The sequence below is a fragment of the Streptomyces sp. NRRL B-1140 genome, assembly GCF_001280065.1.
In the GTDB taxonomy this organism is placed as follows: Bacteria; Actinomycetota; Actinomycetes; order Streptomycetales; family Streptomycetaceae; genus Streptomyces.
This window is the reverse complement of sequence record NZ_LGEA01000114.1, coordinates 304,877-329,971: the sequence shown is the minus strand read 5'-3', so window position 1 is coordinate 329,971 and position 25,095 is coordinate 304,877. Positions and strand designations below refer to the sequence as shown.

At 73.0% G+C, this 25,095-nt stretch carries 22 protein-coding genes, 1 pseudogene and 1 riboswitch; of the genes and pseudogenes, 3 read left to right on the top strand and 20 right to left on the bottom strand.

Going from position 1 to position 25,095, the window contains the following annotated elements; genetic code table 11:
• Positions 1-45 precede the first annotated feature (45 nt).
• The 3 genes from ADK65_RS27540 to proP form a co-directional block, all read right to left on the bottom strand.
• Complete coding sequence (locus tag ADK65_RS27540; RefSeq protein WP_053673650.1) at positions 46-351, bottom strand: hypothetical protein; 306 nt, start codon at positions 349-351, stop codon at positions 46-48.
• A 6-nt stretch (positions 352-357) separates the two neighbouring features.
• Entirely contained in the window at positions 358-771 is a 414-nt protein-coding gene (locus ADK65_RS27535) for an SRPBCC family protein (RefSeq protein ID WP_053673649.1), read from the bottom strand.
• A 113-nt stretch (positions 772-884) separates the two neighbouring features.
• The gene (gene proP / locus ADK65_RS27530) at positions 885-2,381 is read right to left on the bottom strand and encodes a glycine betaine/L-proline transporter ProP (protein WP_053673648.1); all 1,497 of its coding nucleotides are present in this window, start codon (positions 2,379-2,381) and stop codon (positions 885-887) included.
• 232 nt (positions 2,382-2,613) lie between these two features.
• On the opposite strand from proP, the gene ADK65_RS27525 reads away from it, so the two are divergent.
• A complete protein-coding gene (locus ADK65_RS27525; RefSeq protein ID WP_053673647.1) occupies positions 2,614-4,128 on the top strand; it encodes an MFS transporter in 1,515 nt (504 codons plus the stop codon).
• 11 nt (positions 4,129-4,139) lie between these two features.
• Here the strand turns inward: ADK65_RS27525 and ADK65_RS27520 are convergent, their stop codons facing one another.
• The 3 genes from ADK65_RS27520 to ADK65_RS27510 form a co-directional block, all read right to left on the bottom strand.
• A complete protein-coding gene (locus ADK65_RS27520; RefSeq protein WP_234352973.1) occupies positions 4,140-4,874 on the bottom strand; it encodes a hypothetical protein in 735 nt (244 codons plus the stop codon).
• 74 nt (positions 4,875-4,948) lie between these two features.
• Entirely contained in the window at positions 4,949-6,610 is a 1,662-nt protein-coding gene (locus tag ADK65_RS27515) for an amidohydrolase (protein ID WP_053673646.1), read from the bottom strand.
• A 20-nt stretch (positions 6,611-6,630) separates the two neighbouring features.
• Positions 6,631-8,127: an APC family permease gene (locus ADK65_RS27510; RefSeq protein WP_053673645.1), complete on the bottom strand. Its 1,497-nt coding sequence runs from the start codon at positions 8,125-8,127 to the stop codon at positions 6,631-6,633.
• Between the two features lie 306 nt (positions 8,128-8,433).
• Here ADK65_RS27510 and ADK65_RS27505 point away from each other — a divergent pair, with 306 nt between their 5' ends.
• Positions 8,434-9,135, top strand: coding sequence for a TetR/AcrR family transcriptional regulator (locus tag ADK65_RS27505; protein WP_053673775.1), 702 nt, complete (start codon positions 8,434-8,436; stop codon positions 9,133-9,135).
• Between the two features lie 10 nt (positions 9,136-9,145).
• Here the strand turns inward: ADK65_RS27505 and ADK65_RS27500 are convergent, their stop codons facing one another.
• The 14 genes and pseudogenes from ADK65_RS27500 to ADK65_RS27435 all read right to left on the bottom strand — a co-directional run bounded on the left by ADK65_RS27500 (position 9,146) and on the right by ADK65_RS27435 (position 24,494).
• Positions 9,146-10,960, bottom strand: coding sequence for an ABC transporter ATP-binding protein (locus ADK65_RS27500; RefSeq protein WP_078956163.1), 1,815 nt, complete (start codon positions 10,958-10,960; stop codon positions 9,146-9,148).
• Positions 10,961-11,177: 217 nt separating this feature from the next.
• Positions 11,178-11,934, bottom strand: a pseudogene (locus ADK65_RS27495) (PP2C family protein-serine/threonine phosphatase); the annotation flags it as partial.
• Positions 11,935-11,958: 24 nt separating this feature from the next.
• Positions 11,959-12,615, bottom strand: a complete 657-nt coding sequence (locus tag ADK65_RS27490; RefSeq protein WP_053673774.1) for a maleylpyruvate isomerase N-terminal domain-containing protein — start codon at positions 12,613-12,615, stop codon at positions 11,959-11,961.
• Positions 12,616-12,690: 75 nt separating this feature from the next.
• Positions 12,691-13,545 (bottom strand): energy-coupling factor ABC transporter ATP-binding protein, encoded by an 855-nt coding sequence (locus ADK65_RS27485; RefSeq protein WP_053673643.1) that lies wholly within the window; start codon positions 13,543-13,545, stop codon positions 12,691-12,693.
• Positions 13,542-14,291, bottom strand: coding sequence for a cobalt ECF transporter T component CbiQ (gene cbiQ, locus ADK65_RS27480; protein WP_053673642.1), 750 nt, complete (start codon positions 14,289-14,291; stop codon positions 13,542-13,544). The genes ADK65_RS27485 and cbiQ overlap by 4 nt, the downstream gene beginning before the upstream one ends.
• Before the next feature lie 6 nt (positions 14,292-14,297).
• Positions 14,298-14,666, bottom strand: a complete 369-nt coding sequence (locus ADK65_RS27475; protein WP_053673641.1) for an energy-coupling factor ABC transporter substrate-binding protein — start codon at positions 14,664-14,666, stop codon at positions 14,298-14,300.
• Positions 14,663-15,364, bottom strand: a complete 702-nt coding sequence (locus tag ADK65_RS27470) for an energy-coupling factor ABC transporter permease (protein ID WP_053673640.1) — start codon at positions 15,362-15,364, stop codon at positions 14,663-14,665. The genes ADK65_RS27475 and ADK65_RS27470 overlap by 4 nt, the downstream gene beginning before the upstream one ends.
• A 29-nt stretch (positions 15,365-15,393) precedes the next feature.
• Positions 15,394-15,579: riboswitch (cobalamin riboswitch) on the bottom strand.
• 128 nt (positions 15,580-15,707) lie between these two features.
• A complete protein-coding gene (locus ADK65_RS27465) occupies positions 15,708-17,153 on the bottom strand; it encodes a serine/threonine-protein kinase (RefSeq protein ID WP_053673639.1) in 1,446 nt (481 codons plus the stop codon).
• Positions 17,154-17,383: 230 nt separating this feature from the next.
• On the bottom strand, positions 17,384-18,676 hold the full coding sequence (locus tag ADK65_RS27460; protein WP_078956162.1) for an MDR family MFS transporter: 1,293 nt from the start codon (positions 18,674-18,676) through the stop codon (positions 17,384-17,386).
• The gene (locus ADK65_RS27455) at positions 18,673-20,481 is read right to left on the bottom strand and encodes an ABC transporter permease subunit (protein WP_078956171.1); all 1,809 of its coding nucleotides are present in this window, start codon (positions 20,479-20,481) and stop codon (positions 18,673-18,675) included. Before ADK65_RS27455 ends, ADK65_RS27460 begins: the two co-directional genes overlap by 4 nt.
• Positions 20,482-20,567: 86 nt before the next feature.
• Positions 20,568-22,079, bottom strand: coding sequence for an ABC transporter substrate-binding protein (locus tag ADK65_RS27450; protein ID WP_053673638.1), 1,512 nt, complete (start codon positions 22,077-22,079; stop codon positions 20,568-20,570).
• Positions 22,080-22,102: 23 nt separating this feature from the next.
• A complete protein-coding gene (locus ADK65_RS27445; RefSeq protein WP_053673637.1) occupies positions 22,103-22,639 on the bottom strand; it encodes a GNAT family N-acetyltransferase in 537 nt (178 codons plus the stop codon).
• A 107-nt stretch (positions 22,640-22,746) separates the two neighbouring features.
• Positions 22,747-23,544 (bottom strand): VOC family protein, encoded by a 798-nt coding sequence (locus ADK65_RS27440; RefSeq protein WP_053673636.1) that lies wholly within the window; start codon positions 23,542-23,544, stop codon positions 22,747-22,749.
• A 134-nt stretch (positions 23,545-23,678) separates the two neighbouring features.
• Positions 23,679-24,494, bottom strand: coding sequence for an SDR family NAD(P)-dependent oxidoreductase (locus ADK65_RS27435; RefSeq protein WP_053673635.1), 816 nt, complete (start codon positions 24,492-24,494; stop codon positions 23,679-23,681).
• Positions 24,495-24,618: 124 nt separating this feature from the next.
• On the opposite strand from ADK65_RS27435, the gene ADK65_RS27430 reads away from it, so the two are divergent.
• Positions 24,619-25,095: a DUF4396 domain-containing protein gene (locus ADK65_RS27430; RefSeq protein WP_053673634.1), complete on the top strand. Its 477-nt coding sequence runs from the start codon at positions 24,619-24,621 to the stop codon at positions 25,093-25,095.

Sequence of the window (25,095 nt, the reverse complement as noted above, 5' to 3'; positions counted from 1 at the left end):
CTCGCCCCTGCGGGTGATGCCGAGGGCCGTGAACCACGACCCGCCTCACGGGCGCGGGTTTGTGCGGTGCCAGCGCGGGCGGGCGTCCGGGCCGCGGCGTCCCGCCACCGACGCGCAGCGCGGGCACAGACGCCGCACCCGGTCGGCGGCGCCGCCGGACTCCGGGAACGTGTCCGGCCAGCCCACGTGCGGGAAGCGGACCAGCCGGGAACGGCTGAGGGACAGGCCGCAGACCGTCTCGTTGTGGCCCGGCTCCCAGGCGTGCACCTCACCCGACGGCAGCCGCCGCCCTTCCTCCTCGTCGGTCCACTGCCCGGACGCCGCCACCGCGTACCGCTTCACACGCGCCACGACGGGTCAGCCGGCCGCGTGGTCGACGCGCAGCCGCACCTGCTCCTCCAGCCGTCGCAGGCTGCTGTCCAGGGCGTCGGCGGCGGCCCGCTCGCCCGGGTCGTGACCGTCGTCGAAGAACGACAGGTGCACGGTCACCTCACTGGTTCCGCCGTCGAGCCCGGCGACCTGCAGCCAGCCCGCGTAACCGCCCTGCTCACGGGTGCCCCATTCGAGCCGCATCTGCTCCGGCCGGGCGCGCAACACGGCGTCGGTGTCCTCGTCGGTGCGGTCCTCGTGCACGGTGACGGCCGGCGGTTCCCCGGCCTGCACGTGCAGCTCCTCCGGCAGCCAGCTGTCCAGACGCCCGACGTTCGCTGCCTGGTCGAAGACGTGCTCGGGCCCTGCGGGCATCGTGCGGGAACGTTCGTACTCGGTCATCGCCTTACCGGCCTCGCCTCGGGAGTCGTAGCGCGCACCGTGTTCCCGCTCTGCCCGGGCCCAACCGCCGAAGGCCCCGCCCGCGCGATCGCGGACGGGGCTTCTCACATCGGTCAGAACCTGGGCTGGGGGGACTGCGCCTGGACGAGTTCCTCCGCCTCCGCCTGCGTCTCCACGGACGGCGGGGAGCCGGCCAGAGGCTGGTTGGCGGTCTCCCGCATGCACAGCACGGCGATGACACCGATGGCCGCGGCGCCCATGGCGTAGTACGCCGGCATCAGCGTCGAGCCGAAAGCTCCGATCAGAGCGGTGATCACCAGTGGTGTCGTACCGCCGAAGATCGAGGTGGCCAGGTTGTAGGCCACCGAGAGCGAGCCGTAGCGCACCTGCGTGGGAAAGATCGCCGGCAGCGCCGCCGACATGGTGCCGAGCATCGCCACCAGAGAGAGCCCCATCAGCAGCAGGCCCAATGTGATCAGCACGACGCTGCCCTGCCGGATGAGCAGGAACGACGGCAGGGAGAGGAACAGGAATCCGAGCATCCCCGTCATCAGCAGCGGCTTGCGCCCGAAGCGGTCCGAGAGCCGCCCCACGTAGTTGATGACGCACATCTGCAGCACCATCACGACGAGGAGGATCAACAGCCCGTGGTTGGTGCCGTAGCCCAGCTCCTCGGACAGATAGGTCGGCATGTACGACAGCAGCATGTAGTCGGTGATGTTGTACGCCGCGACCAGCGCGAGGCACAGCAGCAGCGGCCGCCAGTACCGGGTGAAGATCTTGCCGAGGTCGGCGGCCGCCGAGGTCTCCACGGCGTCGGCCGCCTCGCTCGCCTTGGCCTGGCCGCCCTCCAGCTTCTGGAAGGCGGGCGTCTCGTCCAGCTTGAGCCTGAGGTAGAGGCCGATGAGACCGAGCGGGGCCGCGACGAGGAACGGCACGCGCCAGCCCCACGACAGCATCTGGTCGTCGCTGAGGAGCATCTGCAGGACGACCACGAGACCGGAGGCCCCGACGTAACCGGCGAGCGTGCCGAGCTCCAGGAAGCTGCCGAAGAAGCCGCGCCGCTTGTCGGGCGCGTATTCCGCGATGAACGTCGAGGCGCCCCCGTACTCCCCGCCGGTCGAGAAGCCCTGCACCAGCCGGAAGAAGATCAGCAAGGCCGGGGCCCACAGACCGATCGCGGCGTGCGAGGGGACCAGACCGATCGCGAAGGTCCCCACCGCCATCATGATCATGGTGAGGGAGAGGATGCGCTTGCGCCCGACCTTGTCACCCAGCGGCCCGAAGACCATGCCGCCGAGCGGACGCACCAGGAACGCCACCGCGAAGGTCGCGAAGGAACCGAGCAGCTGTGCGGTGTCGTTGGTGGACGGGAAGAAGACCCGCCCGATGGTCGACGCCAGATAGCTGTAGATGCCGAAGTCGTACCACTCCATCGCGTTGCCGAGGGCGGCGGCCTTGGTGGCGCGCTTGACCGCCGCATCGTCGGTCACCGTGATGTCGCTGCGGCGCAGCTTCGGGTTGCGTCGTTTCTCGATCGCCCGGAACAGCACCCGGTGCCGTCTCACCGCCGCGGGATCCACCGACTCGTCGTTGTCGGTCTCCGCCATCACGTGGTTCCTTTCGCCGTTCGCATTCCCAAAGACCACGCCTGCACAGTTCTCGCGCGCTCAAACAAGCCCGTTCGCACAGCGTCCGTTTGATCACGAAACGTGATGCACGGGTGCTCAGGGTGAGAGGCGGGCCGCCGCGCCGTCCGGGATCATCCGAGGGACGGGGTGTGCTCGTGCCCCGGCGGGGGAACCTGTGTCGCCGGGTGCGTTCCTGGTGAGAGGAGCCCAAGTGACGGCGTCAGCGGCGGGCGGCCACGACCAGGGTGCGCGGGAGGACGGGTACGAACCCGACCCCAAGCGGTGGCGGGCCCTGTGGGTCACCCTGGTGGCCGGCTTCATGAGCCTTCTGGACGTGTCGATCGTGGCCGTCGCCCTGCCCACGATCCAGCAGCAGTTGCACGCCTCCGCGGCCGAGGTCCAGTGGGTGGTGTCCGGCTACGCCCTCTCCTTCGGACTCGCCCTCGTCACCGCGGGCCGCCTCGGCGACGCCCTGGACCGTCGCCGTATCTTCCTCCTCGCCCTCAGCGGCTTCGTGCTCTTCAGCGCGGCCTGCGGGGCGGCCCCGAACATCACCCTGCTGGTGGTGGCCCGGCTCGCGCAGGGACTGGCCGCCGGCTTCATGGCACCGCAGAACTCCGCGCTCATCCAGCAGATGTTCCGAGGGGGCGAACGCGGCCGGGCCTTCGGCTTCTTCGGCGCCACCGTCGGTATCTCCTCCGCGGTCGGCCCCCTGACCGGCGGTCTGATCCTCGCCCTGGCCGAAGGCGCCCAGGGCTGGCGGTGGATCTTCTACGTCAACGTGCCCATCGGCGTCCTCGCGGTCCTGCTCGGCCGCCGCCTGCTGCCCCGCACCCGGCGCACCGGCCGGGAACACCTCGACCTGCCCGGTGTCCTCCTGCTGGGCTCCGGCGTCCTCGCCCTCATGTACCCCTTGGTCCAGGCGGAGACCGGCGGCCTCGCCCGGCTGTGGTGGATGTTCCTCGCCGGTGCCGGGCTGCTCTTCGTCTTCGCCCGGTGGCAGCGCCGGCTGCTGGACCGCGGCGCCCAGCCACTGCTCGATCCGCGGCTGTTCACCACCGTGCGCGGGTATGCCGTCGGCGCGGGCGTCGGCACGCTCTACTTCATCGGCTTCAGCGGCGTCTGGCTGGTCTTCGCCCTCTTCTACCAGCACGGCCTGGGCTTCTCGCCGCTCGAGTCGGGCCTCGCCGTGACGCCCTTCGCCCTCGGCTCGGCCCTCGCGGCCGCCGTGTCCGGGCGGCTGGTGGACCGGCTCGGCCGGCTGCTCACCGTGGGCGGGCTCACGGGTGTGATCCTCGGGCTGGGCGGCACCGCGCTGCTGCTGCGCTTCGCGCCCCTGGGCACCGCGCCCTGGATCGCCGCCCCGATGCTGTTCCTCGGCGGCGTGGGCGGCGGGTGCGTGATCTCCCCCAACATCACCATGACGCTGCGCGACGTGCCCGTGCACATGGCGGGAGCGGCCGGCGGCGCCCTGCAGACCGGCCAGCGCCTCGGTGCCGCCGTGGGCACCGCCGCCCTGCCCGGTCTCTACTACCTGGTCCTCGGTGGCAGGAGCGACGACTATCGCGGCGCCCTCTTCCTCGCCATGGCCGCCGGGATCGCCGGCATGGCCGCGTCCCTGGCCCTCGCTGCCTACGACTGGCGGCGCGACCGACGGACCGCGCAGCCGCACCGCCGGTGCCCCGACGATGTCGCGCACAGTCCGGTGCACGCCCGGCAGACCTGAGTGTCACGCCCTCACGAGACCTGCGGCTGCGGCTCCTGCCGGGCGGGCGGGCCGTCGTCCAGCTCGCCGCGCAGCGCGCCGAGGGCGAAGGCCGTCATGGACGCGAGGGTCAGCAGCGCGAGCGGCCCCCAGATCGCCGGAATGGCCCACAGGGGCCAGTCGTTGGCCGCCTGCGCCCAGAGCACCAGGATCGCCGTGCCGCCCAGACCGACGCCGTGCCACCGCACCATCTTCGCCGCCGCCACGTGACGCGGCTCGCGGCGTGCCAAGAGCGGCCACAGCCCGCCCACCAGGGCCGCCGGACCGAACGAGAGGCAGGCCAGCGCACCGCCCAGCCGGTCCTCGGGCCGGCCCACCGGCCCGTCGGACGTCTGCTGCCGCCGGCCCTCGGCGTCCCGCACCTCGACCACCTGCCCGTGCCAGATCACACCGACGACCTTCTCGCCCGGCTCCATCCCGGACAGCACCGGCTCGGTGCGCGGGAACGTCACCTCCCACGGCTCACCGGACGGCGGCACCAGCTCCGCCTCCGGGGACGCGCTCCGCTTCCCGCGGTTCGCAGCGGCGCTCCGTACGGTGAACTCCTGCTCCCGCACACAACCCGACGCCTTCACGGGAGCAGCGGCGCACGCCGGTGCGCCGCGGTACTCCCTCTCCCGCTCCAGCGCCCCGCGGACCTCGTGGGCCGACGCCGCTCCGACGCCGAGCGTCACGAGAGCGATCAGCACCCACAGCACGGACCGCATGACTCCGTCCCCCGACGACCCCACCGCGCGTCATCCCCCTCCGTACGCACCGCATTCGGAGCATTGGACCACGCTCAGTGGCCGGCATGGACCCGCCGGCCCTCGACGAAGGTCTCCAGGACCCGGGCGGCGGCGATCTCCTCCGGCGGACCCGCGAACGGATCGCGGTCCAGGACGACCAGGTCGGCCGCCTTGCCGACGGTGATGCTGCCGGTGATGCCGTCGAGATGGTTCACATGGGCGCTGCCCGCCGTATAGGCGGCGAGGGCGGTGCCCAGGTCGAGGCGTTGCTCCGGGAAGAAGGGCGGGGTGTCCACGGGCGCCTCGGGGGAGACCCGGTTGACGGCGACATGGATGGCCTGGAGCGGGTCAGGGCTGCTGACGGGCCAGTCGCTGCCGGCGGCAAGCGTCGCACCGGCCCGCAGCAGATCCCCGAAGGGGTACTGCCAGGCGCCGCGTTCCGCCCCCAGGAAGGGCAGGGTCAGTTCGTCCATCTGCGGTTCGTGGGCGGCCCACAGCATCTGCATGTTGGCGCTCGCGCCCAAGGCACGAAAACGCGGCAGGTCGGCGGGATGGACGACCTGGAGGTGCGCCAGGTGGTGCCGCGTGTCGCGGTCACCGTTGGCGGCCCGGGCGGCCTCCACGGCGTCCAGCGCCTCCCGCACCGCGCGGTCGCCGAGCGCGTGGAAGTGGACCTGGAAGCCGTGCGCGTCCAGCTCGGTGACGTACTTCCGCAGCTCACCCGGTTCCACGAAACTGATGCCGCTGTTGTCCGAGGTGCAGCCGCAGCCGGTCAGGTACGGGGACAGCATCGCGGCGGTGTGGTTCTCGGCGATGCCGTCCTGCATGATCTTCACGGTGCCGGCCCGGAACCGGTCCCGGCTCAACTCCTCCCGCCGGGCCACGAGTTCGCCGATCTGCTCGGCGCCGCGCTCGCGGTCCCACCACAGGGCGCCGACGACCCGCGCGGTGAGCAGACCCCGTTCCAGGGCCGTCAGATAGGCCGGGGCCGGATCGGTCAGGTTGGCGTACGTGCCGACGATCGCGTCCTGCCAGGCGGTGACGCCGTGGGAGTGCAGCACCGCCTGGGCGCGCAGCAGCCCGGCGAGCTGCTCCTCCGGCGAGGGGTCGGGCACCAGCCGGCCCACCAGGTGGACGGCGCCCTCCTGCAGCATCCCGGTGGGGTTGCCCTCGGCGTCGCGCTCGATCCTGCCGTCGGCGGGGTCGGGGGTCCGGGCGTCGATGCCCGCGCGCTCCAGGGCCCGGCTGTTGACCCAGGCGCCGTGGTGGTCACGGTTGGGCAGGAAGACGGGCCGGTCCGGGACGACCGCGTCGAGGGCGGCGGCCGTGGGGGAGCCGCCGGGGAACGCCTCCAGCGACCAGCCGCCCCCGGTGATCCATTCGGCGTCCGGATGCTCCCTCGCGTACGCCGCGATCCTGCGCAGGTACGCGTCCGCGTCGGTGCTGTCGCCGAGATGGCACAGGCCGAGTTCGAGGCCCGCGCCCATCGGATGGACGTGGGCGTCCTGGAAGCCCGGCAGCAGCAGCTTCCCGGCGAGGTCGACGACCTCGGTGCGCGGCCCGATCAGCTCGCGCACCTCGTCGTGGCCGACGGCGACGATCCGCCCGCCGCGCACGGCCACCGAGGTGGCGCGGCTGCGGGCCGGGTCGACGGTGTGCACGGGACCGCCGGTGAGGACGAGGTCGGCGGATCCCGGGGCAGGGGCGTGCGGCATGAGAGTGAGCTCCATGGAGGTCAGACCGCCGTGCGGTCCATCGGCAGGGTGAGGGCTTCGGCGTCGGTGCCGCGCCCGGTGGTGAAGTAGGGCGAACGCCGGACGTACTTGGCGACGGCGGCCATGCCGAGGCCGGCGAGCACGATCACGGCGGGCAGCGAGAACATGAACCACCCGTTGTCCGGGCTCAGTTCGAAGTGGTCGCTCATGGTGAGGTACGAATATCCGAGGTAGCCGCCCAGGCCCAGCAGCACCAGCCCGGACGCGGCGGGCACGCCGACGGCGAGCAGCGCCTGCCGTGCACCCTCGTGCCGTGCGGAGCGGAAGCGCACGGCGCAGGCGAGCGCGGTGAGGCCGTAGTAGAGGGCCACGATCAGGCCGATCGCGTTGACGGCGGCGAGCAGCATGTCGCTCAGCCTGGGGATCGCGAAGGCGAGCACGGCGATCACCGCGGCGACGGACATCACGACGGCCGTTCCCGCGGCGGGTGTGCCGTAGCGCGGGTGCACCCGGGTCCACAGCGGGCCCATGGTGCGGTCGCGGCCCATGGCGAGCAGGCCCCGCGCGGTGGGGATCAGTGTGGCCTGCACGGAGGCGACGGCGGAGAACATCAGGGCGACCAGGGGCAGGGTGGCCCACGGCTCGGCGGCCAGCTTCTCCCCGAGGTAGGGGAGGGCCTGCGGGCCGTTGCGGACGAGTTCGGCCAGGCTCATCTCCCGCTGGAAGGCGACCGAGGCGAAGAGGAACAGGCCGAGCATCGCGAACAGGGCGATGAGGCCGCCGCGGGCCGAGTCGCCGGGGTTCCTGGTCTCCTCGTTGACGCTGAACGCCGCGTCCCAGCCCCAGAAGAAGAACACCGCCAGGACCATGCCCTGGGCGAAGCGGGTGCCGCTGGAGATCTCGAACGGGTTGAACCACGACAAGGAGACGGCGTGGTCACCGGTGACCAGCGCCCAGCCGCAGAAGCCGAGCAGCACCGCGTACTCGAACACGAGCAGGGCGAACTGGAACCGGGTCGCGCCCCGGACGCCGGTGACTGCCAGGACGGTGAGGGCGAGCAGGATCACCAGCCCGACCGCCGTGCAGACGCCCGTGGACGTCGGGTCGAGGGCGACGCCGGCCAGGCTGCGCAGACCGGCCTTGTTGGCGAAGGCCAGCACGACCGAGCCCATGATGGCGCTGGTGTAGGCGCAGAAGATGACCGAGCCGACCAGGGTGACCCAGCCGGTCAGGAAGCCCGGCCAGGGGCCCAGGGATCTGCCGACCCAGGTGTAGCCGTTGCCGCAGTTCGGTTCGGAGCGGTTGAGCCGGGCGTAGGCGAGGGCGATGCCCAGCACCGGCAGGAAGGCCAGCAGCAGGAGCGCGGGTGCCTGCAGGCCCACGACCGTGGCGATCGTGCCCATGCCGATGGCGATGCTGGTGGTGGCCGCGGTGCTGGACGCGGCGATGGCGACGCCGTCGACCACGCCGAGGGAACGGCGCAGCGCGGGGTGGGAGGAGGGCGGTGCGGAGGACATGAAGGGCTCCTCGGGGGGACGGGGTGGGAAGAGCCGCGCGGGACTGTGATGGAACCGCCGGGTGCCCCCATGGGTCAACCCTGTTGACGTAAGGCGGCGGGGGCCGTTCACTGCGACTGGCGAGGCAGCCGACGGCGAGCGGGAAGCGGTCGGTGTGCCGGACCACCGGCGTGCGAAGCGGTCGGTGTGCGAGGACGTCGGTCCGTGCAGCCGTCGGTCCGTGCAGTCGTCGGTGCGTGCGACCCGTTGATCCGCGAGACCGCCGGTGTGCCGGACCGTGGATCCGCCAGGAGAGGAGTGCCGGTCATGACCACCCGTGTCCCGCGGGAACGCCGCCGTCGCAGACCGACCCGTTCGGGGGTCCTGCTGTCGGAGGACCTGATCGTCCAGACCGCGTTGCGGCTCATCGGCGAGCACGGACCCGAGGCGCTGAGCGTCCGCCGGCTCGGAGCGGCCCTGGGCTGCGACCCGACCGCGCTCTACCGCTACTTCCACGGCACCGACGACCTGGTGCTCGCCATCGCCGACCGGATCATCGGCGACGCCATGGCCGGCTTCGCCCCCGGAGACGACTGGGTGGCGTCGCTGCGCGAGATGGCCCTCAGGGTCCGCGCGGGATACCTCGCCCATCCGCGCGCGGCGGCCATGGCGGCACACCGCGTGACCCGCCGCCGCAACGAGATCCGCGCCGTGGAGACCGGCATCGGCCTGCTGCTCACCGCGGGCTTCCCGCCGGCCGACGCCGCACGGCTCTACCTGGCCTTCATCGACACCGTGCTCAGCCACGCCGCCGCGGAGGCGGCGTTCCAGGCCCTCCCCGCACAGCAGCGCGAGGCCGACCGCCGGTCGTGGCGCGACGTCTACCAGGACCTCGACCCGGCGGCGTACCCGTCCCTGACAGCGGCTCGCCCGGAGCTGCCCGCGATGGCGGACAGCTCCTTCGAGCCCGCGGTGGACCTCCTCCTGGAGGCCCTGGCTGCCCGGGCACGAGCCCTGGGGCGCGGGTGAGCGGGGCGCGCTACAGCACTTCGGCCCGCCCGGAGGTGTCGTCGAGGAAGCCGCCCGACTGGTGCTGCCACAGCTTCGCGTACGCACCGTCCACCGCGAGCAACTCCTGGTGAGTGCCCTGCTCGATGATCCGGCCCCGGTCGAGGACGACGAGCTGGTCCATGCCCGCGACCGTGCTCAGCCGGTGCGCCACCACCAGCGCGGTCCGCCCGTCCATGAGCCGCCACAGCGCCTCCTGGATCAGCAGTTCGCTCTCGGAGTCCAGGGCGCTGGTCGCCTCGTCGAGCAGCAGGATCGGCGCGTCCCTCAGGATGGCCCGCGCGAGAGCGACCCGCTGGCGCTGCCCGCCGGACAGCTTGACGCCCCGCTCGCCCACCATGGTGTCGAAACCGTCGGGCAGCGCGTCCGCGAACTCCGTGACGTGGGCCGCCCGGGCCGCCCGGAGGATCTCGGCGTCGGTGGCGTCCGGCCGGGCGAAGGCGATGTTGTCCCGCAGGCTGCGGTGGAACATCGCCGGGTCCTGCGGCACGTACGCGATCCGTCCGCGCAGCTCCGCCTGGCGCACCCGGCTGATGTCCTGGCCGCCGACCAGGATGCGGCCGCCGTCGATGTCGGTCATCCGCAGCAGCAGCCGGGTGAGCGAGGTCTTGCCGCCGCCGGACCGGCCCACGAGGCCGATCTTCGATCCGCTCGGCACGGCCAGGTCGAGTCCCTCGAACAGCGGCCGGCCACCCCGGTGGGCGAAGGTAACCTTCTCGAAGCGGACGTCGGCGGCCCGGGACCGCAGCGGCTCCGGGTCCGGCGGGTCGAGCACGGTCGGCGGCGTCAGCAGCAGCTCGGTGAACTGCGCGGCCTCCGTCATCGAGCTCTCCAGCCGACGGTAGATCTGGTTGAACTCGAACATGATCCGGGTCGCGTTGGTGTAGTAGGCGAAGGCGACCACGACCGCCTCCACCCCGTGCGTGCCGCCGCCCAGCGTCACCGCGAGCAGCAGTCCCATCGCGTTGGTCAGCACGGACATCGGCGCGACCAGCGTGTCGATGCGCAGATTGCCGTAGTCCCACGACCGAATGGTGAGCCGGCGGGACGTCGCCACCCGGGAGCGGTGCTCGGCGGCCTCGCGTCCCTCCGCGGCGAACGCACGCACCGTGTCCATGTTCATCAGGCTGTCGGCGACATGCCCCGACACCCGGGCGATCGCCTCCTCACGCCGGTCCACGAGTGCCTGGCGGCGCCGGACGAGCGGCACGACCAGCACCGCCGTCAGCGCGATCATCGCCAGCAGGCCGACGACGAGCAGCGGTTCGTAGCGCCACAGCACCACCGCCCCGAACACCAGCGGCACGAAGCTCCCCACGACCTGGAAGGTCAGCGTGTCGACGAACTGCTCGAACCGGGAGGCGAAGCTGAGGACCCGTTTGGTCAGCGAACCGGCGAAGTTGTCGTGGAAGAACGCGGCGTCCTTGGCGAACAGTTCGTCCATCCCGGTCACGTACAGGTGCTCGATGCCCAGGGCGTCGAGACGGCTGAGGCAGTGCAGCGCGACGCGCCACAGTGCCTCCGCGACCAGCAGGACCGCGGCGAAGCCGAGCACGTACGGCAGTGCCGAGCCGGCCGTGACGTCCCTGTTCCCCGCGATGTCGGCGACGAGCTTGGCGACGATCAGCGGCGCGACGTAGTTGATTCCGATGTTGCCCAGCGCCGAGAGCAGCATCGTGGGTGCCGTCCACCGGCGCAGCCGGGACAACTCCCGTCCGTAGTAGCGAAGTGCGAGAAGCACCGAGCGCCTGCCCGGTAATGCCCTGTGTGTTTCCGGCGTTTCCATCCCACCCCTGTGTCGTTCTGTGGCCGCCCGCCGCGCCGCGCGTGCGGGCAGGGGCCGTCGCCGCAACGGATGTGTGAGGTATCGGGTCGAGTCCGGAAGTGTCCCGCGACGCCGGCGGCGCAGTCCAAGCGTTTTCCGGCCGGGCGGAGGTGTGCGGGGAGCGCCAGGAGGCACGGCGGCCGGGTGGCCGTACGCCGGGGCGAGACCGCAGAGCGGCTCAGGACGCGGCGCTGGAGTCCGGGCGCAGGGTCCCGAAGCTCTCGAGCAGCTCGGTGAGGGCGGTGATCACCTCGCGCGGTCCTGCGGGAGCGTGATCGGTGGCGAAGGCGTACAGGGCGTCCTCGCCGTACAGGTCGTCGCGGCCGGGGCCGATGCGAGCCTCGGTGAGGCCGTCGGTGTACAGCACGAGCGTGTCACCGGGCGCCAGGACGGTCTCGGCCGTGCCGATCGGAGCGCCGGGGACGACGCCGATGAGCAGGCCGCCCAGGGTGGGCAGGAACTCGGCTCGGCCGTCCGCCCGCAGGACGAGGGCGGGCGGGTGGCCGCCGGAGGCGAGGCGCACCACGGCGCCTGCGTGTTCGCCGCCCGGCTCGACCGTCCCGAAGATGCAGGTGCAGTACCGGGGGTTGCCGTCGCCGGTGTACCGCTCGTGCAGGACGGCGTTCAGCGTGCTCAGCGCCGAGGCCGGATCCGGGTCGTGATGGGCGGCGGCACGCAGGGTGTAGCGGGTCAGCGAGGTGAGGGACGCGGCCTCGGGGCCCTTGCCGCACACGTCGCCGAGGAAGAACGCCCACCGGCCACCGGCCCACGGGGAACAGGTCGTAGAAGTCGCCGCCGAGCTGGTCCGGGGACGCCGTGTGGTAGTGCACGGACGTCTCCAGACCCGCTACGGCGGGCAGCGAGTCCGGCACGAGGGAGCGCTGCAGGACGGCGAGGGCGTCGGCCAGCCTGGCCCGGTCGGACGGCGGCCCGCGGACCCCGCATGCGCCCCCGCGACATCAGCCCAGGTACAGCGGCACCCTGAAGGCCAGATCGCCCAGCCCGGCCTGCTCCGCCTCGGTCGGCGCACGCCGCCCGGTGCCGATCAGCAGCGCGTCCACATCGGTGAGGGCGGACGGGAACGGGCTTCCCACGATCCGCTCCAGCGACTCCCGGGACCGGGCGAGCCCCTCCGCGGGCGGCGGCTGCGCGCCCGGGAGGTGGGCGATCAGGTCGAGGTGGTGCAGCGTCCACTCCATGACATAGGCGGAGAGGAAGTCGCCCACGGTGAGGATCTCGTCACGGGTGCCGACCCGGCCGGCCGGATCGGCGAGCAGGGCCGCCCGCCCGGCGGCGGAGCCCACGTCGTCCAGATGGAACTTCAGCAGGCCCGGATCCTCGTACGCGGCGGCCAGCCGGACGGTCAGGGCGTCGAGCGGGTCGTCGCCGGTCGGTGGCGTGTCCGACAGGTCCCAGTAGGTCAGCGCGTCACGGGTCGGTGCGCGGTCGGAGGGGGTGGCCAGGGTGATCAGGACGTCCTGGGCGTCCACGATCAGATGGCACACCAGGTCCCGCACCAGCCAGCCCGTGCAGCCGGAAGGCCGCCCGAAGTCCTCGTCGGAGAGACCGGCCACCGCCGCGCGCAGCGCCGTCCAGGTGCGGGAGAACAGATCCACCCGGGCAACGTAGTGCCGCGCGGCGGCGCCGGACAAGCATGTTTCGGCCGGCCCGGCCCACCGCCGCGGGGGCCCTCACCCTCCGGGCGCCCCCAGCCGCCCTCCCACGAGCCCGGCGAGCTCGTCCGGTGTACGCGGGCCCGGCTCCGTTTCCGTCACCAGTCCCTGGGACCGCAGGAATTCCGTCACCGCAGCGCCCCACGGCAGACGCAGTCCCGCCTCCCGGAGGAGATCCGTGCGGGCCAGTGCCGTGGCCGCGGGCCCGGTGCGGACACCGGACGGTGTGAGGAGCGCGGCGTCGTCGGCCCAGCGCAGGGCGAGATCGACGTCGTGGGTGGCCATCACCACCGTGGTGCCGGCGGCACGGAGCCCGTCGAGAGTGGTCAGGAGCCGCTCCTGACCGTCGGGGTCGAGTCCGGCCGTGGGCTCGTCCAGGACGAGGACGCGCGGCCGCATGGCGACCGCGCCCGCGATGGCCGTGCGTTTGCGCTGTCCGTAGGAGAGCAGATGGGTCGGCCGGTCGGCCAGGGCCGTGATGTCCAGGGCCGCCAGCGCCTCCGCCACCCGCGCCCGTACCTGCGTGTCGTCCAGGCCGAGGTTCAGCGGCCCGAACGACACGTCCTGCTCGACGGACGCCGCGAACAACTGGTCGTCGGGGTCCTGCACCACCAGCTGCACGGTCGTCCGCAGCCGGGTCAGGCCCTTGCGGTCGTACGCCACCGGCTGCCCCTCGACCGTCAGCCGCCCTTCGTGCGGCTTCAGGCCGCCGCTGAGCAGCCGCATCAGCGTGGTCTTGCCGCTGCCGTTGCGGCCGAGCAGCGCCAGCGCGCGCCCCTCGCGGATCTCGAAGTCGAGGCCGCTGAGCACGGTCGGGCCGTCCTCGTAGGCGAAGGACGCGCCCCGCAGGGCGACGAGGGCGGGCTCGCTCATGTCAGCGGCCTTTCCAGTGCGAAGGTGAGTGCGGCCAGTGCGGCGAGCAGCGCGCAACTGGCCGCCGTGAAGCGGACGGAGACCCGGGCCGCGGGCACCAGGACCCGCAGGGTGCCGTCGTAGCCGCGCCCGGCGAGCCCGGCCTGGAGCCGGCCGGCCCGGTCGAAGGCCCGGACGAACGCGGTGGCCCCGAGCCCGGCCAGGGAACGCCACTGAGCGCCCCGGCCGGTGTGCCCGAGCCGGGCCGCCTGGGCCTCCCGGATACGCCGCATGGAGTCCAGCAGCAGAAAGCTCATCCGGTACGTCACGAGCGCGACGTCGACGACCGCGGCCGGGATCCCGGCCCGGACCAGGCGGGGCAGCAGGTCGGACATGGGCGTGGTGAAGGCGAACAGCAGCACGCCCAGGGAGGCCGCCGAGGTCCGCAGCAGCAACTCCCCGGCCCGCACCGGCCCGTCGTCGGTGAGAGAGACGAACCCCCCAGGCCCGCCCACCTGGACGAGCAGCGTGAGCGCGCCGGTGACGCAGAAGCCCAGCGGCACCCGGTAGGCCCGCCACAACCGCCGCCCGGGTACACCGGCCGGACCCAGCAGCACCACCAGGGCCGTCAGGAGCACCAGGGCCGCGCCCGGCCAGGGCGGCAGGGAGATCGCGAGCACGGTGAGACCGAGCCCGAGCACGGCCTTGTCCACGGGATGGCGGCGGCGCCAGCGACTGCTGTGCGCCGCCACGTCGATCGGCAGCACCCGGGATCAGTCCCGTTCCTCGGCGGACGTCCCGCCGGCGTCGGATCGCGCGCGGTCGGCCTCCCGTTCCAGCGCCCGCCGCTCACCCTGCCGGCGCCCCCGGCGCAGACCGAAGTAGTAGGCGAGGACACCGGCGCCGAGGGCCGCCTGGAGTGAGAAGAGCGCCGACTCGATCTCGCCGGACGGCGGCTGGTACAGCGGTGAGAACCACGGCTCGTAGTCCGGCTTCAGCTCGGTGATCGCCGTCTCGGCCTCGCCGTCGGAGCCCGTGAACGGCTCCTTCTTGTGATCGCCGAGGCCGAGCGCCAAGGGCAGTACGGCGAGCGCCGCCACAGCGAGCAGCAGCAACAGGTTGATCTTCGCGTTGCGGCTCATCGGGTCACCGCCTCGGACTCGGCCGGGGCCTGCTTCCCGGCGAGGAGCACACCCAACCGGGTCAGTTCGCCCTTGCTGGACTGCACCAGCAGCCGCATCACGAGCACGGTCAGCAGGCCCTCGCTCACCGCGAGCGGGACCTGGGTGACGGCGAAGATGGAACCGAACTTGCCGAGCGCGCCCAGGAATCCGCTGCTCGGGTCGGGGAACGCGAGGGCCAGCTGCACGCTGGTGACGCAGTAGGTGGACAGGTCGGCGACGAACGCGCCGGAGAAGACCGCCACCATCAGCGGCGCGCTGGAGCGCCGCAGCAGCTTGTAGACGGCGTATCCGGCCCACGGGCCGACGATCGCCATGGAGAAGACGTTGGCCCCGAGCGTGGTCAGCCCACCGTGCGCGAGCAGCAGTGCCTGGAACAGCAGGGTGATGGTGCCCAGCACCGCCATGATCGGCGGCCGGAACAGGACGGCTCCCAGGCCCGTCCCGGTGGGGTGCGAACAACTGCCGGTCACGGACGGCAGTTTCAGAGCGGACAGGACGAACGTGAAGGCACCGGAAGCACCGAGGAGCAAGGTGCTCTCGGGATGTTCGCGCACTTCACGGGTGAGCGACCGGACACCGTGGACGACGAACGGCGCCGACGCGACGCCCCAGGCGACCGCGTGCGCCGGAGGAAGGAAACCCTCGGCTATGTGCATGGCTCAGCAGACCCTCTCCAGCACCTCGTGGATGGTTGACGTGCCTTGGCCGGTCTCCTGGCTGACGGGTACCACCGCCCGGACTCCGCCTTCCCGGGTCACAAGGACCCAGTGGCTGCCCCTGAGGGCTGGAGCCGGACTTCCCGATTCACAGTGGCGAGGGCCGCACCGGCATCACACCGGATTTCCCGTTCACCAAGGCCTGGTGACAATAAGGCCGGGATAAGGGCGATGACAAGCCACCCAAGGGGCGCGTGAGGGGGCGCCCGTTCGCACACCGGCGCATCCTCCGGCTGGTCCACGTGCTCCGCGCGGGGTCCCTTCGCGCGAGGTCCGGGGCGTGTCAGTCCTCGCCCCCGTCGTCCCCGCCGTCGTCGCCCTCCCCGTCGCCCCCGGCGGGGAGCGGCTTCTCCGGATCCGGCTGCTGCGGGCCGCCGTCGCCCGCTTCCTCCGTCGGGGCCGCGGCGGTCGGCGCGGGCGCGGGAGGGGTCGGCGAAGGGGGCGGCGTGGACGGAGTGACATCGGCCACGGTGCCGGTGGCGGGCGTGTCGGCCGCTCCCGGGCCGGCCGCCGGGTCGGCCCGGGGACCGGAGGAGCCGGGCGTGGCGGAGTCGGCGGACGGCACGGCGGCGGGGCTGCTCGCACTCGGGGGCGCGTCGGGTTCCGTGCCCTCCGCGGTCGTGTCGGGCGTGAACCAGCGCATGCCGATGAGCATCGCGGCGATGAAGAGTGCCGCGGCGGCTGCCGTCGCGGCCAGCTTCGACCGGTTGCCGTGACCGCCGCGTCCGCGCGAGCGGCCCGAACGCCCCGTCTGGGCCGCCCGGGCGGCGGTGCGGTGGCCCGTGGTGGCGGGCAGCGCGTACGTGGTCGGGCTGCCGGTCTCGGAGGTCGCGTACGCTCCCGGCCCGGCGGTCATCGCCGCGGAGGCGGTGCTCGGCCGCAGTGGCGGCGCGACCTCCGGCAGCGGCTCGGGCAGGCCCCGCCAGGCGCCCTGGGCGAACCACTCGGCGGCCTGCTGGGCGGTGGGACGGTCCTCGGGCTGCTTGGCGAGCAGACCGAGGAGATAGTTCTCGAACGCCGGCGGAAGTCCGGCCACACCGAGCTCGCGAGGCGGCACGGGAGCCGAGTCGAGGTGCTGGTGGAGCAGGGCGACGGCGGTGTCGGCCTCGAACGGCGGGCGTCCGCTGAGGAGCTGGTAGAGCACGCAGCCCAGGGAGTACATGTCGGAGGCGGGCCCCGCCGGCTTGCCCAGGGCCCGCTCGGGCGCGAGGTAGAGGCCGGTGCCGATGATCTGGCCGGTGGCGGTGAGCGCGGCGCCGGGGTCGTCGAGGAACCGCGCGATGCCGAAGTCCCCGATCTTCAGCGTGCCGGCCGCGTCCAGCAGCAGGTTGGCGGGTTTGACGTCCCGGTGCACGATGCCCTGCGCGTGCGCGGCGGCGAGCCCCGCGGACGCCTGCGCGGCGAGCAGGGCCACCCGCTCGGCGGGCAGCGCACCGGAGCCGTTCAGCACCCCGGCGAGACTGTCGCCCTCGACCAGCTCCATCACCAGGTACAGCCGGTTGTCGTACTCCCCGAAGTCCAGCACGCCGACCACGTTGGGGTGGTTGAGACGTCCGGCGGTCTGAGCCTCCAGACGGAACCGGGAGGCCGCCGTCGCGTCGGTGTCCTGGGGCAGCAGCAGCTTGAGGGCCACCGCTCTGGCGAGCGTCTCGTCGTACGCACGCCAGACCTCTCCCATTCCACCGCGCCCGATCTCCACATCCAGCCGGTAGCGGCCCGCTAGCAGCACTCGTCCTCGTCTCACGCATAGGGGAAGGTCGTCGCCGCAGGCCGAACTCCCCGCTTGCGGGCGGGGATTGGTGGGGGTGCCGCAGCCGACCCAGGATACTGGCGCGGCATGACCGCCGATCTCCCCGGCGGTGTCCTCGGACGGGCCCGGCGCGGACATCCCGGAGTGAAACAGTCGCCCGCCGGGGTGACACTCCCGGCGCCCGGTTGCCGCGGAAGACCGGTGAGGTGTCAGAGCGCCGCGCCCGCCCCCTTCTCCCGGTGCGGCAACAGGGCCACCGCCAGGGCCGGTACGGCCGCCAGGACCAGCCACGGCACGGCGGCCGGCAGGCCCAGGTCGAGCAGGAAACCGGTGGCCGCGCTGCCGGCCAGGACGATCAGGCCGGAGACGGACGACAACGCACCCGTGTAGAGCCCGAGCCGGCCCTCCTCGGCGAGGTCGGGCACCCAGGCGCGGGCGGCGGGCACGACCAGCATCTGCCCCACGGTGAGCAAGATCACGAAGCCCGCGGCCGGGATCAGTCCGGCCGGGCCCGTCCAGCCGGCGGGCCGGGCCGCGGCCACCACCGCGAAACCGGACGCGATCAGCAGCAGCCCCGCGGCCATGGAGCGGCGCAGATCCAGCCGGTCGCCCGCCCAGCGGGTCACCGGCAGCTGGGTGAACACCACCAGCACCGAGGACAGCGCGAAGAGCCAGGACAACGGCGCTTGGGACCCCGCGGCGCGCTGCACCTCGTCCGGCAGGGCCAGGTACAGCTGGTTGTAGGCGAGCAGATAGGTCCCGTACGCACAGCACAGGGCGAGGAAGCGGCGGTCGCGCAGCAGGGCGCGGACGCCGCCCCGCGCTCGGACGCGGATCCGGCCGGGGATGTGCTGCGGCATCAGCCACAGGTGCCCGGCGAGGACGAGCACGAAGACTCCGGCACCGGCCAGACACGCGGTGCGGAAGTCGACGGCGAGCAGCAGCGCGCCGAGCAACGGCCCCACGAAGGCCCCCGCCTGGCCCGCCACGCTGAACAGGGCGAGGACCCGGGTGCGCGGGCCGTGCCCGTCCTCCTCCCATCCGACCGCCTGGCGGGCCACCTCGGACTCCACGGCGGGGGAGAAGAGCGCCGCGGCGAAACCGATCACCAGCACCGCACCGATGACGGCCCCGCTCGTGTCCGCGTAACCGAGCCAGGCGAACCCTGCGATCCGCAGCACGCAGCCCGCCAGCACGACCGGCCGCACCCCGAACCGGTCGACGAGCCAGCCGCCGACCACGAACAGCCCCTGCTGGCTGAAGGTGCGCAGCCCGAGCACGAACCCGACCAGCCACCCCGCCATGCCGATCGCGGTGCCGAGGTGCTCGGCGAGGAACGGCAGGACGGCGTAGAAGCCGATGTTGAAGGCGAGCTGAGTGAAGGTCAGAAGTCGCAGCAGCGGTGACAGTTGCTTGACGAGCCGCCAGGTGCTGTCGCGGCCTTCGGTGCGGATCGCAGGGGCGGCCTTGCGGGCCGGCACCCGGGAGACGGGATCGGTCATCGTTCGTCTGTCTGTGAGGCGGACACGGGCGTCAGGAGGGCGTCGGGGCGATCCGGGTGCCGTCGCGGGGCCGGCACGCTGTGCTCCACGGGCGGCGGGGCCGGGTCCGCCGGCCGGGTGCGCCGCCGGGGCAGCCGTACCCCGCCCGCGGCCGTCACCGCGAGTGCCCCGAGCAGGGCGAGGACGGCGGCAGGGAAGAGGACGGACCACGGGGCCCGTTCGGCGTAGGGCTGGTTCTCGGCGAGCAGCAGGCCCCATTCGGGGGAGGGCGGCTGGGCGCCCAGGCCGAGGAAGCCGAGCGCGGCGAGGCTGAGCGCGACGCCCGGGAGCCGGAGCAGGGCGTGCCGGGTGACCGGGGGCACGACGGCGGGCAGCAGTTCGTGCCGGAGCAGGTACCAGCGGCCGGCGCCCAGTGCCCGGGTGGCGGCCAGATGGGTCGTCGCACGTTCCTGCCGCAGCAGGGAGGAGGTGTGCGCGGCGAGCGGGGACCAGGCGACGACGGCCACGGCGAGCGCGGGCGTCCAGGGGCCGCTCCCCGCGATGCCGGTGACGAGCAGCCCGGCCAGTACGGGCGGTACGGCACTGAGTGTGTCGGCCAGCGGCCCGGACACCCTCGGCAGCAGCCCCAGCAGCAGTCCGGCGACGAGGGCGGCGGCGCTCACCACGAGGGCGGTGCCGAGGGTGGTCACCGCGCCGTGGGAGATCCGGGCGAGGACGTCCCGGCCGAGCGCGTCCGTGCCGAAGGGGTGCTCGGCGGAGGGCGCTCGCAGCCGGGCGAGCGTGTCCAGGGCGAGCGGGTCGCGGGGGAGCCCGGCTCCGATGACTGCGGCCAGCAGCCCCCCGTAGAGCAGCGGGAGCGTCCGGGGCGCGGGGGGCCGGGGCCGGTGCAGAGACTGCAGGGCGCCGTCCCGCAGCGCCGGTCCGATCAGCAGCCGGGCGGCGGCCCGGGCGAGGAGCCCCGCTGCCGCCGCGAGCAGGACGAGGGCGAGAGTGCCGCTCTGCAGGGCGGGCAGATCCTGGGCGAGCGCGGCGTGCAGGGTCAGCCGGCCGAGGCCGGGGATGTCGAAGATCTGCTCGACGGCGACCGATCCGCCGGTCAGCCCGATCACGAACAGACCCAGGTTCGGCAGCAGTCCGGGCACGCAGCGACGCACCGCCTGCCGGGCCAGCGACCTCGGCGGGATGCCGCGTGCCGCGGCCGCCCGGGCCCAGGGTTCCGCGAACGCGCCGGGCAGCAGGTCGTCCAGCATCCGGCCCAGGACCGCCCCGGCGGGCAGGCCGAGGGCGAGCGAGGGCAGCACCATCCACTGCGGGCCGTACCAGCCCAGCGCGGGCAGCCAGCCCAGCTGCACGGCGATCACCGAGGCCAGCACCGAGGCGACCAGGAACTCGGGCAGCGAGGCCAGGACGGCCGTCACCGTCCCGCCGGGACGGCGCGCACCGAGCCGGCCTCGCGCGCCGAGCCGGAGGGTGGGGGCGCAGACGGCGGCGGTCGTGCCCCCGGCGACCACCAGGGCCCCGCACATCAGCAGCAGTGACACGCCGAGTGCCTGCACGACACCCGGCAGCACCGGGGCGCCGGACACCCAGGACGAGCCCGCGTCGGCGTGCAGCAGGCCGCCCAGCCAGCGGCCGAGCAGGACCCATGGCCCGTCGTCCAGGCCGAGTTCGGCGCGGATCGCGTGCAGGGTCTCCGGTGTCGGATCACGGTCGGCGGAGCGGGCCTTGAGGACGGTCAGCGCCGGGTCGGTGCGCGACAGCCACGGCAGCAGGCCGATCGCTCCCACCAGGGCGGCCGTGAGCACGGCCCGCCACACCAGCGTCGGGGCACCGCCCCTCGCGAGAGCGCGCAGGGCGGTCAGAGCCCGGATCGGGAGGGGGGTCTTGGTGTTCAGGGCCGGGTCCCCACGCCGACGAGCTCCCGCTCGTACGGGTCGAGTCGGGCTCCCTGCACGGATGTCCGGACCCCTGTGACGGCCTTCAGATGCACCAGCGGAATCACCGCGTCGGTACCCAGGATCGCCGCCTCCGCCTGCATGGCGGCCTCCTGCCGCTTCTCGGGGTCGGACTCGGCCCGGGCGGTGGCGACGAGCCGGTCGACGTCCCGGTCGCACAGGAACGCCAGGTTGTAGGAACCGTCGCAGGTGAAGTCGCTGTCGAGCACGGTGACCGGGTCGCCGGTGTCCGTCATCATGTTGCGGGCGACGACGGCGGCGTCGAACTTCCCCTCCAGCAGGTCCCCTTCGAGACGCGCGTAGGTCCGCACCTCCAGCTTCACCTCGAACCCGGCCTTCTCCAGTTGCTGTTGCAGCACCTGTGCGGCCTCCGCGAGTTCGGGCCGGTCGTTGTAGCCGGCGATGGTGATGCTCTTGCCGTCGGGGTCGGCCGCCGCGGCCCGCCCGGACGGCTTCAGGCGCTTGCCGGCGGCCCAGGTCAGGGCCGGACCGTAGAGGCCCTGCGCGGGTTCGGCCGACCCCTCGTAGACACCCTTGGCGACGGTCGCACCGTCGACCGCCTCACGCGCGGCGGCCCGCAGTCCGGCGTTCGTGAAGGCACCGGAAGCGGTGTTGAGGTACAGGCTGGCGTTGCGGGCGGTGTTCGATTCATGGACCGTGCCCTTGCCCAGGGAGGCGGCCTGGGCGACGGGGACCGCCTCGGCGATGTCGACGTCCCCGGTGCGCAGGGCGTTGGCGCGGGCCGTGCCGTCGGAGACGTACCTGACGTCGATGCCCGAGGCCTGGGCCCGGCCTCCCCAGTAGCCGTCGAAACGGTTCAGCGTGGCCGACCGGTCACCGGCGACCTCGGTGAGCTCGAAGGGGCCGGTGGCGGTGCCGACCGCGTTCACCACGCCCTTCTTCCCGTAGGCCTTCGGAGAGAACACCGCGAGGCTGGGATTGGTCAGCCGCAGCGGAAGCACCGGGTCGGTTCCGCCGGTGGAGACCCGCACCCGGTTCTCCCCGGCGGCCTCGGCGGTCAGCTTCACGCCGGATATCGCGGTGGGTGCCGGCTTCGCCGCGGCGGCGTGGGTGAGAGCGGCGGCGACGGCGGCGGCGGTGACGTCCTCGCCGTCCTGGAACGACGCCTCCCGGAGGGTGAACAGCCAGCTCTCGCCGCCCTTCTCGCTGCTCCAGGACTCGGCGAGCGCGGGTACCGCGGTGCCGTTGGCGTCCAGGCGGGTCAGCCCCTCGGCGACACCCAGCCGGGACAGGTTGTAGGCGTCGTACCCGTACGGCGAGTAGTTCTGCGTCGGCGGGAAGGCCAGGGCCACGCGCAGCCGGCCGCCGTCCTCGGAGCCGGAGGAGTTCGAGGTCTCGGCGGTGCCGTCACCGGAGGACGCGAAACAGCCGGAGAGCAGCGGCAGGAGCAGCAGACCGGCGGCGAGCCGGCGGCGGGGGATTCTCATGATGTATATGAATACCATTTTCGTTAAGCGAGCGGTAGTTCGAAGTGCACCACACCGCTGCCCCCGCCGGGCATCTCCTCGCGCTCGTCGCACAGCACCTTGCCCAGCGCCTTCCACAGCCCCATCGCAGCGGGGGAGTCCGGGTAGGTGTGCAGGTAGACGGACCGGTAGCCGCCGTCGGTCCGGGCGAAGTCAAGGAGACGGTCCACCAGTTGCCGGGCCAGCCCGCGCCGCCGGTGCTCGGGGCGCACGTACACCCGCCTCAGCTGCGCCGTCTCGCCCGAGGGGAACCGCTCGGCCAGCCAGCCGGGGTTCGGCGGGTGGGCCGGTCCGCGCGCGTCCAGTGCCGCCGTGGCCGCCACCGTCCCGTCGTGCTCGTCCACGGCGACCAGCAGGGTGTGCCGGGCCGGAGTGACGTAGAACGGCACCGGATCGATGATGTCGGCGTGCCAGCGCGGCACGTAGCCCGTGCCGAAGTCGCGGTACACGGCGTCGAGCATCACCGCCCGGGCCCCGTCGATGTCGGCCGCCGTGGCTTCCCTGATGCTGTACTCACGCATTTGCGCATCATATGCAAGAAGGATTTCGGCGGTGGTCGGGGGGCGTGGCCGGGCTCGACGGTCACCCGGCCGGGCGGGAGCCGGGGCGGGCGCTCGCGACCCCGGGTTCAGCCCTCGGACGGGGCGAGCACCACGAAGTCCGCGTTCGCCGGGTCGAGGCAGACCGCGAGCCGGCCGACGCCCTCCATGTCGGCCGGACCCATCTGCACGCTGCCGCCGTGCGCGGTGACCTGGGCCACCGCTGCGTCGCAGTCCTCGACGGCGAAGACCGGGTGCCAGTACGGCCGCCCGCCGGCCAGCGCCAGGTCGTCCTTGCCCACCTGCATGAGCCCGCCGTGCATCCGGTCCTCGGAGAGACCCGCGGGGGTGATCAGGGTGTACACGCCCGCGCCGCCCGGCAGCGGCATGTCGCTGTACTGCCAGCCGAAAAGGGAGCCGTAGAACTCCCGCGCGCCCGCGGCGTCGGTCGTGTACAGCTCGGTCCACGACAGTGAGCCCGGCTGGTCCACCAGCTCCAGGCCCTTGTTCGTGCCCGGCTGCCAGGCGGCGAACTGGCCGCCCAGCGGGTCGCTGTACTGGGCCATCCGGCCCCAGTCGTCGAGGTCCATCGGTGCGACCCGCACGGTGCCGCCCGCCTGTCGCACGGCCTCCGTCGTGGCGTCCAGGTCGGAAACGCTGTAGTAGATCATCCAGGCCGATCGCGCGCCCTCCTCGGTGAGCTTGCCGAGCCCCGCGACGGTCTTGCCGTCCTTCTTGAACATCCCGCCCTCGAAGTCCTCGCTCTCGCCCATGGGCTCGTAGTCCCACCCGAGGACGGCTCCGTAGAAGCCGGCGGCGGCCCGGACGTCCGGAGCGCCCAGGTCGAGCCAGCAGGGGGAACCGGGGACGTACTCCGTCGTGATCATGGCGATGTATCCCTTCCGAGGGTCCTGTGCGCCCAGCGTGACACCGAGCACGGGCCGTCGCCCGTCGCTGTTCGCCGTTCGGGGGATTCGGCGGACGGAGGAGGGAGGGTTCAGCGGGGCGGCGGAGGAAGGGTTCAGTGGACGGACAGTCCGCCGTCGACGAACAGCGACTGCCCGGTGACGTAGGCGGACGCCGCGCTTGCCAGGAAGACCGCCGCGCCCGCGAAGTCCTCGGCGAGCCCGTTCCGCCCGATCATCGTGCGGGCGGCGAGGGCCGTCACCTTCGCCGGGTCCGACGACAGCCGTGCGTTCAGCGGTGTCATGACGAAGCCCGGCACGAGCAGGTTGCAGGTGACCCCGCGCGGGGACCACGCCTCGGCCTGGGAGCGGGCCAGCGCCTCCAGTCCGCCCTTGGAGGCTCCGTATGCGCCGCTGTGGACGAACGCGCGGTGCGCCTGCTGCGAGCTGATGTGGATGATCCGCCCGTATCCGCGCTCCGCCATCCGGGGGCCGAAGCGCTGCCCGAGCAGGAACGGCGCCTCCAGGTTGACAGCCATGGTGGCGTCCCAGACGTCCTCGCCGAGTTCGTCCATCGGCGGGCGCAGGTTGATCCCGGCGCTGTTGACGAGGATGTCGGGCTCCCCGAACGCCTCGACCGCCCGCTCGGCGGCCGTCCGCACACCCTCGCGGGTGCTCAGATCCGCGCTGACCCACGCGACACGGCAGCCGAGGGCCGTCAGTTCCTCGGCGGTGGCGGTCAGTCGCGCCTCGCCACGTGCCACGACCACCACGCTCGCCCCGGCGCGGGCGAGGGCGTCGGTGATGCCGCGGCCGATGCCGGAACTGCCGCCGGTGACGACCGCGACCCGGCCCTGAAGCGAGAACAGGTCGGAGAGGTAGGCCTGAGCCGCTCGGGACGGCTCCGTGGGCGGGACGGGGTGTGTCGTCATGGCGACCACTCTAAGTCGATCACCCGGCCGCCCTCCGGGTGGTGCCTCGTCGCCGGGCGACCCGCCCCGTGAGCCCGCCCCGACCTCTCGCATATATACCCCCAGGGGGTATATAGTTCCGGTCATGGACCACACCGCTCACGAACCCGAGAAGCAACCGCATGCGCCGGCGTCCTGGGGGACCGCCGTGAAGGCGACGTTGCACTGCCTGACCGGGTGCGCCATCGGTGAGATCCTGGGCATGGTGATCGGTACGGCGCTGGGGTGGGGCAACGTGCCCACCATGGTGTCGGCGATCGGACTCGCGTTCCTCTTCGGCTACTCCTTCACCCTGTTCGCGGTCCTGCGGGCCGGTCTCGGCCTCAGGGCGGCGATCCGGGTCGCCCTCGCCGCGGACACGGTCTCCATCGCGGTCATGGAACTCGTGGACAACGCGATCATCGCGCTCACGCCGGGCGCGGTGGACGCCCATCTGTCGGAGGGCCTGTTCTGGGCCGCGCTCCTCGGCGGTTTCGCCGTCGCCTTCCTGATCACCACCCCGGTCAACCGGTGGATGATCGGCCGCGGCCGGGGCCACGCCGTGGTGCACGCCCACCACTGA

Coding starts and splice junctions, on each gene's coding strand:
- ADK65_RS27535 (WP_053673649.1), bottom strand. CDS start 771: ATGACCGAGTACGAACGTTCCCGCACGATGCCCGCAGGGCCCGAGCAC.
- proP (WP_053673648.1), bottom strand. CDS start 2,381: ATGGCGGAGACCGACAACGACGAGTCGGTGGATCCCGCGGCGGTGAGA.
- ADK65_RS27520 (WP_234352973.1), bottom strand. CDS start 4,874: ATGCGGTCCGTGCTGTGGGTGCTGATCGCTCTCGTGACGCTCGGCGTC.
- ADK65_RS27515 (WP_053673646.1), bottom strand. CDS start 6,610: ATGCCGCACGCCCCTGCCCCGGGATCCGCCGACCTCGTCCTCACCGGC.
- ADK65_RS27510 (WP_053673645.1), bottom strand. CDS start 8,127: ATGTCCTCCGCACCGCCCTCCTCCCACCCCGCGCTGCGCCGTTCCCTC.
- ADK65_RS27505 (WP_053673775.1), top strand. CDS start 8,434: ATGACCACCCGTGTCCCGCGGGAACGCCGCCGTCGCAGACCGACCCGT.
- ADK65_RS27500 (WP_078956163.1), bottom strand. CDS start 10,960: ATGGAAACGCCGGAAACACACAGGGCATTACCGGGCAGGCGCTCGGTG.
- ADK65_RS27485 (WP_053673643.1), bottom strand. CDS start 13,545: ATGAGCGAGCCCGCCCTCGTCGCCCTGCGGGGCGCGTCCTTCGCCTAC.
- ADK65_RS27475 (WP_053673641.1), bottom strand. CDS start 14,666: ATGAGCCGCAACGCGAAGATCAACCTGTTGCTGCTGCTCGCTGTGGCG.
- ADK65_RS27470 (WP_053673640.1), bottom strand. CDS start 15,364: ATGCACATAGCCGAGGGTTTCCTTCCTCCGGCGCACGCGGTCGCCTGG.
- ADK65_RS27460 (WP_078956162.1), bottom strand. CDS start 18,676: ATGACCGATCCCGTCTCCCGGGTGCCGGCCCGCAAGGCCGCCCCTGCG.
- ADK65_RS27450 (WP_053673638.1), bottom strand. CDS start 22,079: ATGAGAATCCCCCGCCGCCGGCTCGCCGCCGGTCTGCTGCTCCTGCCG.
- ADK65_RS27445 (WP_053673637.1), bottom strand. CDS start 22,639: ATGCGTGAGTACAGCATCAGGGAAGCCACGGCGGCCGACATCGACGGG.
- ADK65_RS27440 (WP_053673636.1), bottom strand. CDS start 23,544: ATGATCACGACGGAGTACGTCCCCGGTTCCCCCTGCTGGCTCGACCTG.
- ADK65_RS27435 (WP_053673635.1), bottom strand. CDS start 24,494: ATGACGACACACCCCGTCCCGCCCACGGAGCCGTCCCGAGCGGCTCAG.
- ADK65_RS27430 (WP_053673634.1), top strand. CDS start 24,619: ATGGACCACACCGCTCACGAACCCGAGAAGCAACCGCATGCGCCGGCG.